The organism is Kitasatospora sp. NPDC002522 (assembly GCF_053595195.1).
On sequence record NZ_JBSFXE010000002.1, the window covers coordinates 219,701 to 236,021 of the forward strand.

The following is a 16,321-nucleotide window of genomic DNA, read 5'->3' on the forward strand; positions in this document are numbered from 1 at the left end:
CGGTCACGGACCAGACGATAGCCGATGCCCGGGGGCCGCGGGGTGATGTCCACGACCCGTCTCACCCAGCGGGCGGATGCCCCAATTCGCTTGTGACACCCCGTAGCCTTGGGTGCGTGACCGTGACTAACCACTCCTGGCAGTCCCTGCCCGCGGCGCAGCAGCCTGAATGGCCGGACCAAGAGGCTCTGCGCAACACCCTTGCGGAGCTCGCCTCGTATCCGCCCCTCGTCTTCGCCGGCGAGTGTGACCAGCTGCGCGCCCGGCTCGGCGCCGTCGCGCGTGGTGAGGCGTTCCTGCTGCAGGGCGGCGACTGCGCCGAGGCGTTCGACGCCGTCTCGGCCGACCAGATCCGCAACAAGCTGAAGACCCTGCTCCAGATGGCCGCCGTGCTCACGTACGCGGCGTCCGTCCCGGTGGTCAAGGTCGGCCGGATCGCCGGCCAGTACTCCAAGCCGCGTTCGAAGAACGTCGAGACCCGCGACGGCGTGACCCTGCCGGTCTACCGCGGCGACTCGGTGAACGGCTTCGAGTTCACCCCCGAGGCCCGGATCCCGAACCCCGAGCGCCTCAAGCGGATGTACAACGCCTCCGCGGCCACCCTGAACCTGGTGCGCGCCTTCACCACCGGCGGTTACGCCGACCTGCGCCAGGTGCACGCCTGGAACCAGGACTTCGTGCGCAACTCCCCGGCGGGGCAGCGCTACGAGCAGCTGGCCCGGGAGATCGACCAGGCGCTGGCCTTCATGAACGCCTGCGGGGTGGCCCCCGAGGAGTTCAAGACGGTCGAGTTCTTCTCCTCGCACGAGGCGCTGATCCTCGACTACGAGACGGCGCTGACCCGCACCGACTCGCGCACCGGTGAGCTGTACGACGTCTCCGGCCACATGGTGTGGATCGGCGAGCGCACCCGTCAGCTCGACCACGCGCACATCGAGTTCGCGGCCAAGATCCGCAACCCGATCGGCGTGAAGCTCGGCCCGACCACCACGGTCGACGACGCGCTCACCCTGATCGACCGGCTCGACCCGGACCGCGAGCCCGGCCGGCTCACCTTCATCACCCGGATGGGCGCGGGCAAGATCCGTGACCACCTGCCCACCCTGGTGGAGAAGGTCACCGCCTCCGGCGCGCAGGTCGTGTGGATCACCGACCCGATGCACGGCAACACCTTCGAGGCGTCGAGCGGCCACAAGACCCGCAAGTTCGACGACGTCCTGGACGAGGTCAAGGGCTTCTTCGAGGTCCACCGCGCGCTCGGCACCCACCCGGGCGGCATCCACGTGGAGCTCACCGGCGACGACGTCACCGAGTGCGTCGGCGGCGGCGACGAGGTGCTGGTCGACGACCTGCACCAGCGCTACGAGACCGCCTGCGACCCGCGCCTCAACCGCAGCCAGTCGCTGGACCTGGCGTTCCTGGTCGCCGAGATGTACCGCGGCCAGTAACCGGCCGGCAGTGTGACGAAGGCCCCTCCGCATTCGGGACATCCGAGTCGGAGGGGCCTTTTTCGTACCCGGACCACCAGGTAAGGTAAGGCTCAGTAAACCGCACGAGCTGGAAGGGGCCGCGCATGTACGTGTGCATGTGCCATGCGGTCACCGAGGACCAGGTGAAGCAGGCGATCGACGCCGGGGCGACCACGCCGCGCCAGATAGCCGGCGGCTGCAAGGCCGGCACCGACTGCGGCTCCTGCGTGCGCCGCATCCAGGCGCTGCTCGGTGAGCACGGTGCCCGCCCCTGCCCGACCGCCCGGCTCGCCCAGCGGATCGGTCTGGCCGAGCCCACCGCCCCGCAGGCCGCGTAGCCCGGTAGCGGTCAGCTGCTCTCCGGCTGCTCGATGAGCTGCGCGATGTAGAGCGCGTCGCCGAGCTTCTCCAGCAGTTCGAGCTGGGTGTCGAGGTAGTCGATGTGGTGTTCCTCGTCGGCCAGGATGTCCTCGAAGATGTTCGCCGAGGTGACGTCGTTCTTGGCGCGCATCACCACGATCCCGCGCTTGAGCCGGTCGATCGCCTCGACCTCGATCTGCCGGTCCGCCTCGAACATCTCCTTGACGGTCTGTCCGATCCGGACGTGGAACAGCCGCTGGTAGTTCGGCAGCCCGTCCAGGAACAGGATCCGGTCGGTCAGCACCTCGGCGTGCTTCATCTCGTCGAAGGACTCGTGCCGGGTGTACTTCGCGAGCTTCGTCCAGCCGAAGTTCTCCTGCATCTTCGCGTGCAGGAAGTACTGGTTGATGGCGGTGAGCTCGGCCGTCAGCTGCTCGTTGAGGAACTCGATGACCTCGGGATCGCCCTGCATGGCCTGCCTTCCTGTACGGCGAATTCCGGTGGGTGCCCGGTTGCCCCGCATCGTGGCACCTGAACGGGTGTACTTCCAGTAAGTTCACGCTTACCGCGGGTATTTCCGGACCGCATTTCCGTGCGTGTGCACCGCTCTGACCTGCTGGTATGGGGAATTGATTGAGCCGTTCGGGGGTATCTCACCCGAACGCGCGCGCGGATTTGCGGCGCGCTGCCCCCCTCCCGACGGAGACATTTCCCGGGGGCGTGCGGCGGGGGCGCGCGTGGGAAGGCGCCCGCCGTCTGTCACCATGGAGGCATGGGTCAGCACCAACCGGAACAACCGCCGCCGTCTGACCCGAGGCTCCCCCCGGGGCAGAAGCCGCAACGCGGCTGGCCGGTGCTGCACTACGGTCCGGTGCCCCGGTTCAAGCCGCAGAGCTGGGACTTCCAGGTCTTCGGGGCCACTGCCGACGCGGAGAAGACCAGCTGGGACTTCGCCGCCTTCCACGCGCTGCCCCGGGTCACCGTCCGCGGCGACTTCCACTGCGTCACCAAGTTCTCCATGCTCGGCAACGAGTGGGGCGGCGTCGCCGGCAAGACCGTGCTGGACCTGGTCCCGCCCGACCCCTCGGTCACCCACGTGATGGTCTGGGCCGAGTACGGCTACAGCGCCAACCTGCGGCTCGCCGACTTCGCCGACCCGGGCACCGTCTTCGCCACCCACCACAACGGCGAGCCGCTCACCCTGGAGCACGGCTTCCCGGTCCGCCTGGTGGTCCCGCACCTGTACGCCTGGAAGGGCCCCAAGTGGGTCCGCGCGGTCGAGTACATGCGGGCCGACCGGCGCGGCTTCTGGGAGGAGCGCGGCTACCACAACCTGGCCGACCCGTGGCAGCAGCAGCGCTACTCGTACCAGGAGCAGGACGGCGACGGCCCGCTGCGCTGACGCCGCGTCAGCGGGTCGCGGCGGTGCGGGTCAGAACAGGCTGACGGTGACCGTCACGACCGAGCCCTGCGGGCGCGGGGTGCCCGCCGCCGGGGACTGGCCGGTCACCTTGCCGAGCGGGAGCAGCCCGCCGAGCTTGGCCTGGAAGCCGGCCGCCTCCAGTGCCTTCGACGCGTCGTCCCAGGACAGCCCGCCGACGTCCGGCACCGGCGTCATGCCCTTCGAAACCGTCAGCGCCACCGGCGCGTTGGGGGCCAGCCGGGTGCCGGGGACCGGGTCGGCGCCGATCACCGAGCCCTTCGGCACGGTGTCGCTGAACTGCTCGCGGACGGTGCCCGCCGACAGCTTCGCGTCGGTCAGCGCCCGGGTGGCGTCGACCAGTGGACGGCCCGTCAGCTCCGGCACCGCCACCCGCTCGGGGCCGCGCGAGACCACCACCCGCACCGGGTCGCTCTTGCGGATCCGGGTCCCGTTCCCCGGCTCGGTGGCGATCACCTGCCCGGCCTGCACCGACTCGCTGAACTGCTGCACGAAGGTCCCGTGCAGGCCCTGCCCGTCCAGCGTCGCCGTCGCCTGCTCCTGGCTCTGCCCGAGCACGCTCGGCACCGTCGCGTACACCGCGCTGGACAGCGTGAAGGTGATCCCGGTGACCAGCAGCGCCACGGCCACGCCCACCGCCGCCCACACCAGCGGCTTGCGGCTGCGCCGGCGGCGCGACGGGCGGGCCGGCGGTTCGTCGTGCACCGGGCGGACCGGCGGCAGCAGCTGCGGCGGCACCTCCAGCACGCTGGTGCGCTCCAGGCCGTCGGGCGGCACGGCGCCGATCACCGCGGTGACCTCGCCCGGGTTGTACCGGGGCGTCGGGCGGGTGGAGGCCGGCGGCTCGGCGTTCAGCTGCGCCGGGCCGAGCGCGCGGCGGGCCCGCTGCAGCGCGGCCAGCAGCTCCACGGCGTCCCACGGCCGGCGCTGCGGGTCGCGGGCGGTGGCGGCGGCCACTATCGCGTCCAGCTCCGGGCCGACCGCCGGGGCGGTCCGGGACGGCGGCGGGACGTCCTCGTGCAGGTGGCGGTACAGCACCTCGCCGGCGTTCAGGCCGGTGTGGGGCTTCGCGCCGGTCAGCATCTCGTACAGCAGGATGCCCGCCGCGTAGACGTCGACCCGCTGGTCCGGCGCCACCTCACGGCTGATCAGCTCCGGCGCCAGGTAGGAGACGGTGCCCAGCAGCTGGTTCGGTTCGGTGGACGGCGCGGCGTCCTGGCCGGTGAGGATCCGGACCAGGCCGAAGTCGGCGACCTTGACCAGGCCGGTGTCGGTGATCAGCACGTTCTCCGGCTTGACGTCCCGGTGCACCAGGTCGGCGCGGTGGGCCGCGCCGAGCGCCGCCAGCACGGGCTCCAGGATGTCGAGCGCCGCGCGGACGGAGAGCGCGCCGCGGTCGCGCAGCACGTCGCGCAGGTTGCGGCCGGGGACGTACTCCAGCGCCATGAACACGGCCCGGGCGTCCGCGCCCTGGTCGAGCACGTTCACCACGTTGGGGTGGGCGAGCCGGGCGACCGCCTTGGCCTCGCGGATGAACCGCGCGGTGAAGGCGGCGTCGCCGACCAGCGACGGCTGCATCACCTTCAGCGCCACGGTCCGGTCCAGCCGGGTGTCGGTCCCGCGGTACACCGTGGACATCCCGCCGACGGCGACCAGCTGCTCGACCCGGTACCGTCCGTCGAGCAGCGCCCCGATCAGGGGGTCGTTGAGGGGCATGTCCACCCGAGGAGTGTAGGGGGAGGAGGGCGACGAAGGGTGCACATCGCCCGCCCCCGGGTTCGGTGGCAGACCCTAGAACGCGGGCCGCTCCCGGGTGTCCAGGTCCGCCAGGCCCGCCGTCGGGGAGGACGCCTCGGCGTGGTAGCGGCGCGGGATGCGGCCGGCGCGGTGGGCCAGCCGGCCGGCCTCGACCGCGCGGCGCATGGCGTCGGCCATCAGGACCGGGTCCTGGGCGCGGGTGACGGCGGAGGCCAGCATCACGGCGGAGCAGCCGAGTTCCATGGCCAGGGCGGCGTCGGAGGCGGTGCCGGCGCCGGCGTCGAGGATCACCGGGACGCCCGCGGACTCGGTGATCAGCTGGAAGTTGTGCGGGTTGCGGATGCCGAGGCCGGAGCCGATCGGCGAGCCCAGCGGCATGATCGCCGCACAGCCGACGTCCTCCAGCTTCCGGGCCAGCACCGGGTCGTCGTTGGTGTACGGCAGGACGGTGAAGCCGTCGTCGACCAGCGTCTCGGCGGCGTCCAGCAGTTCGATCGGGTCGGGCAGCAGGGTCCGCTCGTCGGCGATCACCTCCAGCTTCACCCAGTCGGTGCCGAGCGCCTCGCGGGCCAGTCGGGCGGTCAGCACGGCCTCGCCGGCGGTGTAGCAGCCCGCGGTGTTCGGCAGCACCCGGATCCCGTTGCGGGCCAGCACCTCCAGGACCGAGCCCTGGGTCGCGGTGTCGACCCGGCGCATCGCCACGGTGGTCAGCTCGGTGCCGGAGACCTTCAGGGCCTGTTCCAGGACGTCCAGGCTGGGGGCGCCGCCGGTGCCCATGATCAGGCGGGAGGTGAAGGTGGTGTCGGCGATGGTGAGGAGGTCGTCGGCCATCGGTCAGCCTCCCTGGACGGCGGTGAGGATCTCGACCCGGTCGCCGTCGCGCAGCGCCGTGGCGGACCACGAACTGCGGGGCACCACGGCCTCGTTGACGGCGGCGGCGACGCCGGTGTTGGCGGCCGAGAGTTCGGCGACCACCGTGTCGAGGGTGACGGCGGCGGGCAGGGTGCGCGGGGCGCCGTTGACGGTCAGGGCGATCTGGTTCATGCGGAGACCTTGGTCGTGAAGCGGTCGGGGGCGAAGTCGGCGGCCAGCGCGGGGACTTCACCGGTGGCGAGGTAGTCGGCGAGCAGGTCGGCGGTGACCGGGGTGAGCAGCACGCCGTTGCGGTAGTGCCCGGTGGCGGCGGCCAGGCCCGGCAGCGCGGTCGGGCCGAGCAGCGGGGCGTTGTCGGGGGAGCCCGGGCGCAGGCCCGCGCCCGTCTCGACGAGCGGCAGCTCGGTGATGCCGGGGACGAGTTCGTGGGCGTCGCGGAGCAGCTCGTAGACGCCGCCGGCGGTGACCGTGGTGTCGTGGCCCAGCTCCTCGGTGGTCGCGCCGATCACCACCTCGCCGTCGGCGCGCGGCACCAGGTACAGATGCTGGCCGCGCACCACGGCGCGGACGTTGCGGGACAGGAACGGCCGGTACGCCGGTGGCACGCGCAGGCGAAGCACCTGGCCCTTGACCGGCCGGATCGCGGGCAGCACCCCGTCCGGCAGCCCGGGCAGCAGGTGGCTGCGGGAGCCGGCCGCGAGGACGGTCCGCCCGGCCGTCAGCCGCTCGCCGGTCGACAGCCGGACGCCGGTGGCGCGGCCGTCGGCGACCAGCAGCTCGGCGGCCTCGGCGCGGTGGAGGACCACGCCGAGCCGCTCGGCGGCGGCGACCAGGGCGCGGGCCAGCCGGCGGCCGTCCACCTGGTGGTCGTCGGCGACGTGCAGCCCGCCGCGCACCCCGGGGGCCAGCATCGGCTCCAGCCGGCGGCACTCCCGGCCGGTCAGCCACTCGGAGGCCAGGCCCAGGCGCTGGTGGAAGGCGTGCAGTTCGCGCAGTTCGGCGCGGTCGTCGGCGTCCAGGGCGACGGCCAGCGTGCCGGTCTGCCGGTAGCCGGTGTCCAGGCCGGTGAGTTCGGTGAGCTCGGCGGTGAAGGCGGCGTAGCGCTCGTTGGAGGCCATGCCCAGGCGCAGCAGCGGCTCCTCGCCGTACTGCAGCTCGGTCACCGGGGCGAGCATGCCCGCGGCGACCTGCGCCGCGCCGCCGCCCGGGGCGGGGTCGACCAGCGCGACCGACAGGCCGCGCTGCGCGGTGCGCCAGGCGACGCCGAGGCCGATGACGCCCCCGCCGACCACCAGCACGTCGGAATGTGCCACAGCGGCTTCTTCTCCCTTCGCCGGCATGACCCGGATCAGGTTCGGACGGTCGCAGGCCGCGTCAGCCCGCCTCTCAGCCCGGTGCTCCGGGCTCCCGTGATGAGGTGTGCACCCACCATAACGCCGGGCGCGGCCGGAGCTGTAAGCACATTCGAAGGGCGGACGCTCGAGGACGGCTCGCTACTGTGGACGGCATGGCTGAGTTGAGGGCAACGGACCGGGTGGTCGTGGTCGGGGCGGGCATGGCGGGCGCGCAGGTCGCGCTGGGCCTGCGACAGGGCGGCTGGGAGGGTGCGGTGACCCTGCTCGGCGCGGAGCGGCACCTGCCGTACGACCGGCCGCCGCTCTCCAAGGACGTCCTGCTCGGCAAGGCCGACTCCACCGTCTTCGACCTCGACTGGCCCGCCCTCGACGTCGAGGTGCTCACCGGCCACCGGGCCACCGGCCTGAACGCCGGGGTGCTGCACACCGACCGCGGCGAACTCCCGTACGGCGCGCTGGTGATCGCCACCGGCGCCGACCCCCGGACGCTGCCCGGGCTGCCCGACGCCCGGACGCTGCGCACCGTCGACGACGCCCTCGCGCTGCGCGCCGCGCTCACCCCCGGCAAGCGGATCGTGCTGGTCGGGGCCGGCTGGATCGGCGCCGAGACCGCCACCGTCGCCCGCCAACTCGGCTGCCACGTCACGGTGGTGGAGGCCGCGGCGACCCCGCTCGCGGGCGCGCTGCCGGCCGAGCTCGGCGCGCTGATGGCCGACTGGTACGCCGCCGCCGACGTCGACCTGCGCTGCGGCGCGGGCGTCGCGGGCGCCGCCGACGGCGGGGTGCTGCTCGCCGACGGTACCCACCTGCCCGCGGACGAGGTGGTGGTCGGCATCGGCGCCCGCCCCGCCACCGGCTGGCTCGCCGACGGCCCGCTCGCCCTCGACCCGGACGGCTCGATCCCGGTCGACGACCGCCTGCGCACCGCGCTGCCCGGCGTCTGGGCGGCCGGCGACTGCGTCTCCTACCCCTCCGCCCGGTTCGGCGCCCGGCTCGCCGTCCAGCACTGGGACCACGCGATGCACTCCGGCGGCGCGGTCGCGGGCCGGCTGCTCGGCACGGCGGACGGCCCGTACGACCCCGTCCCGTACTTCTGGTCCGAGCAGTTCGGCCGCATGGTCCAGTACGCGGGCCGGCACGCGGGCGCCGACCACCTGCTGTGGCGCGGCTCGCCGTCCGAGCGGGAGTGGTCGGTGCTCTGGCTGCGCGACGGCGTCCTGGTCGCGATGCTCGCCGTCGACCGGCCGCGCGACCTGGCCCAGGCCCGCCGCCTGATCGACCGCGGCGCGGTGCTCGACCCGGCGCTCGCCGCGGACCCGGCCGTCCAGCTCAAGGCGGCAACCCGGTAGCGCGTGGGTAGGCTGGGTGTCGTGAGCGAGATTGATCCGAAGATTGACGCCCTGGTCCCCGCGTGGCTCTACCTGCCCGACATCTCGGAGCGGTGGGGTGTGGTGATCACCGAGGTACGCGACATGGTGCGGAACCGCACCCTGCTGGCCGTGCGCCGGGGTGAGAACAACTCCCTTCAGGTCCCGGCCGACTTCATCGAGGACGACGGCCCGGTCAAGCACCTGGTCGGCACCCTGACCGTGCTCCGCGACTGCGGCTTCTCCGACCAGGAGATCCTCGAGTGGATGTTCACCGAGGACCCGTCGCTGCCGGGCAGCCCGATCCAGGCGCTGCGGGAGAACCGCGGCACCGAGGTCAAGCGCCGCGCCCAGGCCATGGCCCTGTGACGGCCCGTCAGCAGCTGGCCGACGCACGGCTGTACCTGTGCACGGACGCCCGGCGCGAGCAGGGCGACCTGGCGGACTTCCTGGACGCCGTGCTGGCCGGCGGCGTCGACGTCGTGCAGCTGCGCGACAAGTCGCTGGAGGCCCGGCAGGAGCTGGAGTACCTGGAGGTCTTCGCCGACGCGGCGCGCCGCCACGGCAAGCTGCTCGCCGTCAACGACCGCGCGGACGTCGCCTTCGGCGCCCGGCCGGACGTCCTCCACCTCGGCCAGGACGACCTCCCGGTGCCCGTCGCCCGGCGGATCCTCGGCGAGGACGTGCTGATCGGCCGGTCCTGCCACGCCGAGGCGGAGGTGGACACCGCGCTCACCGAGCCGGGCGTCGACTACTTCTGCACCGGCCCGGTCTGGCCCACCCCGACCAAGCCCGGCCGGCACGCCCCCGGGCTGGACCTGGTCCGCTACGCGGCCGCCGCCGGCTCCGCGCGCCCCTGGTTCGCCATCGGCGGCATCCACCTCGGCAACCTGGACGAGGTCCTGGCCGCCGGCGCCACCCGCATCGTCGTGGTCCGCGCCCTCACCGCCGCCGAGGACCCGGCCGCCGCCGCCGCCGAACTCGCCGCGCGCCTGCGCTGACCGCTCCGCCGTGCGGGCCGGGGACGCTTCGCCCCCGGCCCGTTCCGCGTCAACTCGCGGGTTCGGAAAAGCGGGTGACGGTCGAACAGGCGTGTTGGTAGCGTCCGGGCGTGGCCAAGTTGAACCAGATCATCGCCGTCGAAAAGGGCGTCAAGTCGAAGTCGTTCCAGGAGCTGACGCAGGCGCACCAGGACCTGCAGAAGCCCGCGTTGCTGGCGGGCATCTCCCGGACGTACCAGCCCAAGGACGAGGAGGGCGAGCAGCTGCCGCCGGAGTCCACGCGGGTGCAGGTGAAGGCGGAGGACGTGCTGCGGGCGACCGCGGCGACGCTGACCCGGCTGTTCGACGTCACGGCGACCAAGGACTGGGCCAACACCGAGGCCCGGGGGGACGTGGTGGTCGACGGGCGGACGCTGGTGGCGGCCGCGCCGGTGACGTACCTGCTGTTCCTGGAGAAGCAGTTGACCGACCTGCGGACCTTCGTCCGCAAGCTGCCGGTGCTGGACGCCGCCGAGGCGTGGAACCACGACCCGTCCACCGACGCGTGGAAGACCGAGGCGGTGCGCACCATCCGCACCAAGAAGGTGCCGCGCAACCACGTGAAAGCCGAGGCGACGGAGAAGCACCCGGCGCAGGTCGAGGTGTACTACGAGGACGTCGCGATCGGGTACTGGACGACCGTGAAGTTCTCCGGCGCGCTGCCGGCCCGGCGGGTGAACGAGCTGCTGGAGCGGGTGGAGAAGCTGCAGCAGGCCGTGCAGTACGCCCGCGAGGAGGCGAACGGCGCCGAGGTCGACGACCGGCGGGTCGGCGACGCGGTGTTCGGCTACCTGTTCGGGTAGCCCCATGATCGCCCCCGGGTGAGACCGGGGGTGGCGCGAAGAGCGCAAGCTGACACTGAGGTTGAAGCTGACAACGGGGAACAGGTGGAGGTTCGAGTCCTCCCCCCGGCACCACGCGCCGGGGTGGCCCAACACGGCAGAGGCATCCCCCTGAAACTCAGACTCTCGCTCAAGTCTCAGCATTCGCCGCCGAGCGCCGGATCGACCGGACGGGGACCGAGAACGTCGGATGCGGGTTCGACTCCCGCCTGCGCCTCTACGCGGCGCGGTAGCTTCAATGGCAAAGCACGACGTTGTGAGATTGATCCCCGGCCTTAAACGTGCCGGTGCAGAGCAATTGGGTGGCACCTCAGGGGCCCGGGACGCTGGATACCGCTCCCGGGTCCCGTCACGTTTCCGGGGCGGGCGCTCCCGGTCAGTACTTGCGGACGGTCGCGGCGTCGGCCAGCGCCGCCAGCACCTCGCGGGCCGGTCCGGTGGCCAGCGGTGCCGCGTCCAGCGCGGCGAGGGCGGTGTCCATGAGGTGGTCGATGCGGGCCTCGACCACGGCGGGGGCCCCACTGGCGGCGATCAGCTCGCGCAGGTCGGCGATCTCCTCGGGGGTGAGGTCGGGCGCGCCGAGCCGGGTGTCGAGGCGGTGCGCGTCGGCGGGGCAGAGCGTGCGCATCGCGTGGGCGATCAGCAGGGTGCGCTTGCCCTCGCGGAGGTCGTCACCGGCCGGCTTGCCGGTGACCGCGGGGTCGCCGAAGACGCCGAGCAGGTCGTCGCGGAGCTGGAAGGCCTCGCCGAGCGGCAGCCCGAACGCGCCGAGTGCCTCGACCAGGTCCGGTCCGGCGCCGGCCAGCAACGCGCCGACCTGGAGCGGCCGTTCGATGGTGTACTTCGCGGACTTGTAGTGCAGCACGGTCTGTGCGCGGGCCAGCGCGTCGGCGTCGGCGGAGTCGCCGGCCACCGGCTCCAGCACGTCCAGGTACTGGCCGAGCATCACCTCGGTGCGCATCAGGTCGAAGGCCGGCTTGGCGGCGGCGACCGCGGTGGCCGGCAGCCCCGAGCGCTGGAACAGCTCGTCGCACCAGATCAGCAGCAGGTCGCCGAGGAGCACCGCGGCCGAGGCGCCGTACTGCTCGCGGTCGCCGCGCCAGCCGCTGGTGCGGTGCAGCTGCTCGAAGCGGCGGTGGATCGAGGGCAGGCCGCGGCGGGTGTCGCTGCGGTCCATCAGGTCGTCGTGCACCAGGGCGCTGGCCTGCAGCAGCTCCAGCGCGGCGGCGGCCTGCTCGATGCCGGGCTCGTCCTCGGCGCCGCCGGCCGCCCGCCAGCCCCAGTAGCAGAACGCCGGGCGCAGCCGCTTGCCGCCGTCCAGCAGGAAGTCGCGCAGCGCGTCGGCGACCGGCCCGAGCTGGTCGGAGATGCCGGAGAGCAGCGCCGTCCGCTCGGCCATGAACGCGGCGAGCGCGGCGTTGACGCGTGTCCGCACGTCCTCCGCTTCGACGGGGTTGCGGGGCAGACGGATGGAGGTGGGCACCTGAAACTCCGGATAGATCGGCTGACAGTCAGACTAACGCGCGCAATCGGGTGACCCGGTCGCGCGGCCCGTCGCGGACCGTCGGCGCAGGTCACCGCGGGGGTGGTCGAGGAGTCTCAACACCCGTCTCAACTCGTGGACGCGGTTTGTCCGCGGCGCGTCGCGGACGGCTAACCTGCCTGCATGGCACTCGGGATTCCCTCCACCAGAAGCGACCGCGCACAGACCGTGCGCGACCTGCTGGCGGCAGGCGACCGCTCGTTCTCCTTCGAGTTCATGCCGCCGCGCGGCGAGGAGGGCGAGCGCAAGCTCTGGGACGCGATCCGCCGGGTCGAGTCGCTGGCCCCGAACTTCGTCTGCATGACCTACGGCGCCGGCGGCTCGTCCCGCGGCCGCACGGTCAACATGGTCGGCCGGATCGCCACCGAGACCACCCTCACCCCGGTCGCCCACCTGACCGCCGTCGACCACTCGGTCGCCGAACTGCGCAACATCATCGGCCAGTACGCCGACGAGGGCGTGCGCAACGTGCTCGCGGTGCGCGGCGACCCGCCCGGCGACCCGATGGGCGAGTGGGTGCGGCACCCCGAGGGCGTCAGCTACGCCTACGAGCTGGTCGAACTGATCAAGGGCATCGGGGACTTCTGCGTCGGCGTGGCCGCCTTCCCGCAGATGCACCCGCGATCGGAGAACTGGGACGAGGACATCCGGCACTTCGTCGCCAAGTGCCGGGCCGGCGCGGACTACGCGATCACCCAGATGTTCTTCGAGCCGGAGGACTACCTGCGCCTGCGCGACCGGGTGGCCGCCGCAGGCTGCGAGACGCCGATCATCCCGGAGATCATGCCGGTCACCAACATCCGCCAGCTGGTGCGCTTCCCGCAGCTGTCCGGCTCGCCGTTCCCGGCCGAGCTGCAGCGCCGCTTCGAGGCGGTCGCCGACGACCCGGCGGCGGTCCGCGCGGTCGGTCTGGAGCACGCCACCGCGATGTCCGAGCGGCTGCTCGCGGAAGGCGCCCCCGGGCTGCACTTCATCACCCTGAACCACTCCACCTCCACGCTGGAGATCTACCAGAACCTCGGCCTGCACAGCCGCTGAGCCCGGGTGGCGCCCGGGATGCGGTGCTGTTCGCCCGGAGGCGGTACAGTCGCCCGCAACCGCGCGGCTCGGTGGCGATCTGGAGGTTGCGGGATGGGCATCGGACACCTGATCCTGCAAGGCGCGTTGGCGCTGGTCGCGCTCTGGCTCACCGCCGAACTGCTGCTGCAGAACCGCGCCGCGCTGCACTGGCGGGCGCTCGCCCTGGCCGGCTTCCTCGGCGTGGTGGCGGGCATGACGCTCGGCTCCGTCCCGCTGATCGGCGCGGGCGCGGTCGGCTTCGCACTCGGCCAGACCCTGGTGACCCTCTCGGTCAAGCGCGGCCGGCCGGTCGGCTGGTCGCTGCGCCGGCCCGACGGCAGCCTCCCCGGCCCGCTCGCCAGGGTCCCGCTGCTGGCCGCCGCCACCGGCGGCGCGGCGGTCGCCCCCGCGGCGGTGCACGTCCCCGCGGTCGGTGAGGTCGGCCCGATCGAGGAGGACGACCTGGACGCCGAACAGGGCTACGCCTACGAGGAGTTCCAGGAACTCGACGCGACCGGCGTGTACACCGAGGACCCCGCCGCCTACCAGCCGGCCGCCGAACAGCAGTCCCTGGAACAGCAGCTCGCGGAGGAGCAGTACTACCAGCAGCAGTACGCGTACCAGCAGTACCAGCAGCAGTATCAGGAGCAGTGGGCCCAGCCGCAGGTCTACGGCTACGACCAGTACGGCCAGCCGGTCTACCAGGACCCGTACTACCAGCAGCAGTACGGGTACCAGCAGTACCAGCAGCAGCCGTACATCCCGCAGCAGCCCGGCCCCCAGCAGGAGTACCAGCAGCAGGAGTACCGCCAGCAGGACCACCAGCAGCAGAACTGGGGCTACCAGCAGCAGGTCTGACGATCCGTCAGGCCGGGCCGAGCAGGCCCGCGGTGATCGACGCGGACATCCCGACCCGGGCCAGCCCGCCGCCCGGATGGGCGTGCCCGCCGATCCGGTAGAGGCCCGGCACCGCCGACTCGTTGGCCTGCGCCAGGCGGCCGCCGGCCAGCGAGGGCGGCGGCACCGATCCGGTCACCCGGGTCTCCCGCCAGCGCAGCCGGTCGCGCAGCTCCAGACCGCCGTCGGCGAGGTGCGCGAGCAGCTGGTCGGCGTACGCCTCCCGGGCGGCGTCCGTGAGCGGGAGGTCGGCCGGGACGGTGACGGTCAGGGTGACCGCCTCGGTGTCCGGGCCCGGCACCAGCGCCGGATCGTCCGGGCGCAGCACCTGCACGGTCGGCCGGGCCGGCAGCGTCCGCTCGGCGAACACCGCCCGGGCCTCGGCCGCGCCGTCCGCGGCGTGCAGCACGGTGCGGTGCGCGGTGCCCGGCGGGCGGGCGCCGTCCAGTGCCAGCAGCACGGTGAACCGGCCCGGTGCGGGCTCGGCCGGCGGCTCCACGCCCAGGCCCGGCACCGCGGAGAGCACCGCGTCGGCGGGCAGCACCCCGTCGTCGGTGCGCACCCCGGCGACCCGGCCGTCCGCCAGCTCCAGCCCGCGCACCGGGGTGTCGAACCGGAACTCCACCCCGCGCCGCTCGCACCGCGCGAACACCGCCTCCGCCAGCGCCCGCAGCCCGCCGTCCACGGACCACACGCCGAAGGACTGCTCCATGTACGGCAGCACCGTCGCCGAGGCGGGGGACAGCGCCGGGTGCAGGCCGTGGCGCAGCGCGTACTCGCCGAGCAGCGCCGTGAGGCCCGGGACGCCGCCCAGCTCGCCGGCCGCCACCTCGCCCAGCGTGTAGCCGGAGCGCGACCGCAGGCGGGCCAGGCCGCGACGCGGCGGCGCCGGGTACGGGTCGGCCGGGTCGACGGCCGGACGGGGCTCCTCCAGCAGCGGACGGCGGGTCGCCTCCCACACCGTGCGGCCGCGGTTCAGCACCGCGCCCCAGCGCTCGCCGGCACCCGGGCCGAAGGCCGCGTCCAGTGCCTGGCCGACGCCACCGCGGGAGGCGTTCGGCAGCACCAGCCCGGTGCCGTCCGCGAACACGTGCCGGCTCTCCGGCTCCACCGGCCGCAGCCCCACCAGCTGCTCCAGCGGCTCCCGACCGGTCTTCAGCGCCAGGTCCCGGTAGACCGCGGGCAGCGCGAGCAGGCCCGGCCCGGTGTCGAACCCGAACCCGTCCCGCCGGTACCCCCCGACCATCCCGCCGAACGTCCCGGTCGCCTCGCACACCGTCACCCGGTGCCCCAGCGTGCCCAACCGGGACGCGGCCGCCAGGCCGCTCATACCTGCGCCGACGACGATGATCCGAGCCATGGCAGAAGATCCTATGCGGGCCGAGGCGGAGCTCCCGCGGTGCCCGGCGTCAGGTCGTCGCGGCCCGCGCCGCACGGCGCTCGCGGCGGCGCTGGAGGAACCGGCGGATCCGGGAGACCGCGAACCAGACGAGCAGCAGGCCGAGCGCCAGCAGCACCGAGCTGATGGTGGCCGCCAGCCAGGGGTGGAAGATCGCCAGCGAGATCAGGCCGGCCACGGAGAGGTCCTCCGCCAGGCTCACCACGATGTTGGAGGCGGGCTCGGGGGAGGTGTTCACCGCCATCCGCAGACCGGCCTTGACGCCGTGGCTGGCCAGTGCCGTGGTGCCGCCCACCGCGCCCGCCGCCACCTCGCCCAGCGACCCCGGGTCGTGCGCCGCCAGCAGCGCGCCCACCGTGGCGCCCGCGATCGGCCGGACCACCGTGTGCACCACGTCCCACAGGCTGTCCACGTACGGGATCTTGTCCAGCACCGCCTCGCACAGGAACAGCGCCGCGGCCGCGACCAGCACGTCCGTGCGCTCCAGCACCGGCGGCACCGAGTCGACGCCGCCGAACCGGCCGAACAGGCCCAGCAGCAGCACCACGGCGTACGCGTTGACGCCGCTCGCCCAGCCGCTGGTGAAGATCAGCGGGATGACGTTCACCCCAGGCCCCCCTCCGCGCCCGCCCGCCCCTCGGACGAGTCGCCCGCCCGCACACCGTACCGGCCCCCGCCGACGGACGGGGGGCCTGAGTATCCGTACTCAGATCGCCGGATGAGTAGCCCGACGGATTCCCGCCGGCGGTGGCCGGACGGCACAGTAATGCCCACCGGGACGGCGGCCGCAGGGCACTGCCCGCCCGGAGCGCCCCGGGCCGGTCACCGCCAGTGGGGGATCGGTGGCCTACACCACGGTCAGGGGCGCGACCAACGGCCGGAAACGGGGGCCGGGCACCGCCGACACGGGGCGGCGGA

The 16,321-nt window shown here is 73.4% G+C and carries 17 protein-coding genes and 1 riboswitch; of the genes, 9 read left to right on the forward strand and 8 right to left on the reverse strand.

Features of this window, described 5'->3' with window-relative positions; all coding sequences use genetic code 11:
• Positions 1 to 116: 116 nt before the first annotated feature.
• Positions 117 to 1,448, forward strand: a complete 1,332-nt coding sequence (locus ACWD4U_RS02665; protein ID WP_363449735.1) for a class II 3-deoxy-7-phosphoheptulonate synthase — start codon at positions 117 to 119, stop codon at positions 1,446 to 1,448.
• Positions 1,449 to 1,573: 125 nt separating this feature from the next.
• Entirely contained in the window at positions 1,574 to 1,807 is a 234-nt protein-coding gene (locus tag ACWD4U_RS02670) for a (2Fe-2S)-binding protein (RefSeq protein ID WP_363449737.1), read from the forward strand.
• Between the two features lie 11 nt (positions 1,808 to 1,818).
• On the opposite strand, the gene bfr is transcribed toward ACWD4U_RS02670, so the two are convergent.
• Complete coding sequence (gene bfr / locus ACWD4U_RS02675) at positions 1,819 to 2,301, reverse strand: bacterioferritin (RefSeq protein ID WP_363449738.1); 483 nt, start codon at positions 2,299 to 2,301, stop codon at positions 1,819 to 1,821.
• A gap of 300 nt (positions 2,302 to 2,601) precedes the next feature.
• Between bfr and ACWD4U_RS02680 the strand changes: the two genes are divergently transcribed.
• A complete protein-coding gene (locus ACWD4U_RS02680; protein ID WP_363449740.1) occupies positions 2,602 to 3,231 on the forward strand; it encodes a sulfite oxidase-like oxidoreductase in 630 nt (209 codons plus the stop codon).
• Between the two features lie 30 nt (positions 3,232 to 3,261).
• Here the strand turns inward: ACWD4U_RS02680 and pknB are convergent, their stop codons facing one another.
• From pknB to thiO, 4 genes are all read right to left on the reverse strand, one after another.
• The gene (gene pknB, locus ACWD4U_RS02685; protein WP_363449836.1) at positions 3,262 to 4,986 is read right to left on the reverse strand and encodes a Stk1 family PASTA domain-containing Ser/Thr kinase; all 1,725 of its coding nucleotides are present in this window, start codon (positions 4,984 to 4,986) and stop codon (positions 3,262 to 3,264) included.
• Positions 4,987 to 5,061: 75 nt separating this feature from the next.
• Positions 5,062 to 5,859 carry a thiazole synthase gene (locus ACWD4U_RS02690; RefSeq protein WP_363449742.1) on the reverse strand — a complete coding sequence of 266 codons (798 nt, stop codon included), beginning with the start codon at positions 5,857 to 5,859 and terminating at the stop codon, positions 5,062 to 5,064.
• Positions 5,860 to 5,862: 3 nt separating this feature from the next.
• Positions 5,863 to 6,072: a sulfur carrier protein ThiS gene (gene thiS / locus ACWD4U_RS02695; protein ID WP_363449744.1), complete on the reverse strand. Its 210-nt coding sequence runs from the start codon at positions 6,070 to 6,072 to the stop codon at positions 5,863 to 5,865.
• Positions 6,069 to 7,214 (reverse strand): glycine oxidase ThiO, encoded by a 1,146-nt coding sequence (gene thiO, locus ACWD4U_RS02700; protein ID WP_449787078.1) that lies wholly within the window; start codon positions 7,212 to 7,214, stop codon positions 6,069 to 6,071. Before thiO ends, thiS begins: the two co-directional genes overlap by 4 nt.
• Positions 7,210 to 7,322: riboswitch (TPP riboswitch) on the reverse strand. (Overlaps the previous gene by 5 nt.)
• An 86-nt stretch (positions 7,323 to 7,408) precedes the next feature.
• On the opposite strand from thiO, the gene ACWD4U_RS02705 reads away from it, so the two are divergent.
• From ACWD4U_RS02705 to ACWD4U_RS02720, 4 genes are all read left to right on the forward strand, one after another.
• On the forward strand, positions 7,409 to 8,605 hold the full coding sequence (locus tag ACWD4U_RS02705; protein WP_363449748.1) for an NAD(P)/FAD-dependent oxidoreductase: 1,197 nt from the start codon (positions 7,409 to 7,411) through the stop codon (positions 8,603 to 8,605).
• 21 nt (positions 8,606 to 8,626) lie between these two features.
• On the forward strand, positions 8,627 to 8,992 hold the full coding sequence (locus tag ACWD4U_RS02710) for an Rv2175c family DNA-binding protein (RefSeq protein WP_363449750.1): 366 nt from the start codon (positions 8,627 to 8,629) through the stop codon (positions 8,990 to 8,992).
• Positions 8,989 to 9,624: a thiamine phosphate synthase gene (gene thiE, locus ACWD4U_RS02715; RefSeq protein ID WP_363449752.1), complete on the forward strand. Its 636-nt coding sequence runs from the start codon at positions 8,989 to 8,991 to the stop codon at positions 9,622 to 9,624. The genes ACWD4U_RS02710 and thiE overlap by 4 nt, the downstream gene beginning before the upstream one ends.
• Positions 9,625 to 9,734: 110 nt before the next feature.
• Positions 9,735 to 10,466: a DUF7873 family protein gene (locus tag ACWD4U_RS02720; RefSeq protein WP_363449754.1), complete on the forward strand. Its 732-nt coding sequence runs from the start codon at positions 9,735 to 9,737 to the stop codon at positions 10,464 to 10,466.
• 415 nt (positions 10,467 to 10,881) lie between these two features.
• Here the strand turns inward: ACWD4U_RS02720 and ACWD4U_RS02725 are convergent, their stop codons facing one another.
• On the reverse strand, positions 10,882 to 11,988 hold the full coding sequence (locus ACWD4U_RS02725) for a polyprenyl synthetase family protein (protein WP_363449756.1): 1,107 nt from the start codon (positions 11,986 to 11,988) through the stop codon (positions 10,882 to 10,884).
• Between the two features lie 183 nt (positions 11,989 to 12,171).
• Between ACWD4U_RS02725 and metF the strand changes: the two genes are divergently transcribed.
• Both metF and ACWD4U_RS02735 read left to right on the forward strand, forming a co-directional pair.
• Positions 12,172 to 13,086, forward strand: a complete 915-nt coding sequence (metF, locus tag ACWD4U_RS02730; protein WP_363449758.1) for a methylenetetrahydrofolate reductase [NAD(P)H] — start codon at positions 12,172 to 12,174, stop codon at positions 13,084 to 13,086.
• Positions 13,087 to 13,179: 93 nt separating this feature from the next.
• Complete coding sequence (locus ACWD4U_RS02735; protein ID WP_363449760.1) at positions 13,180 to 13,965, forward strand: hypothetical protein; 786 nt, start codon at positions 13,180 to 13,182, stop codon at positions 13,963 to 13,965.
• A gap of 7 nt (positions 13,966 to 13,972) precedes the next feature.
• On the opposite strand, the gene ACWD4U_RS02740 is transcribed toward ACWD4U_RS02735, so the two are convergent.
• Both ACWD4U_RS02740 and ACWD4U_RS02745 read right to left on the reverse strand, forming a co-directional pair.
• Positions 13,973 to 15,364, reverse strand: a complete 1,392-nt coding sequence (locus ACWD4U_RS02740; protein ID WP_363449762.1) for a phytoene desaturase family protein — start codon at positions 15,362 to 15,364, stop codon at positions 13,973 to 13,975.
• Between the two features lie 49 nt (positions 15,365 to 15,413).
• Positions 15,414 to 16,010, reverse strand: a complete 597-nt coding sequence (locus ACWD4U_RS02745; RefSeq protein ID WP_363449764.1) for a DUF4126 domain-containing protein — start codon at positions 16,008 to 16,010, stop codon at positions 15,414 to 15,416.
• Between the last annotated feature and the right edge of the window lie 311 nt (positions 16,011 to 16,321).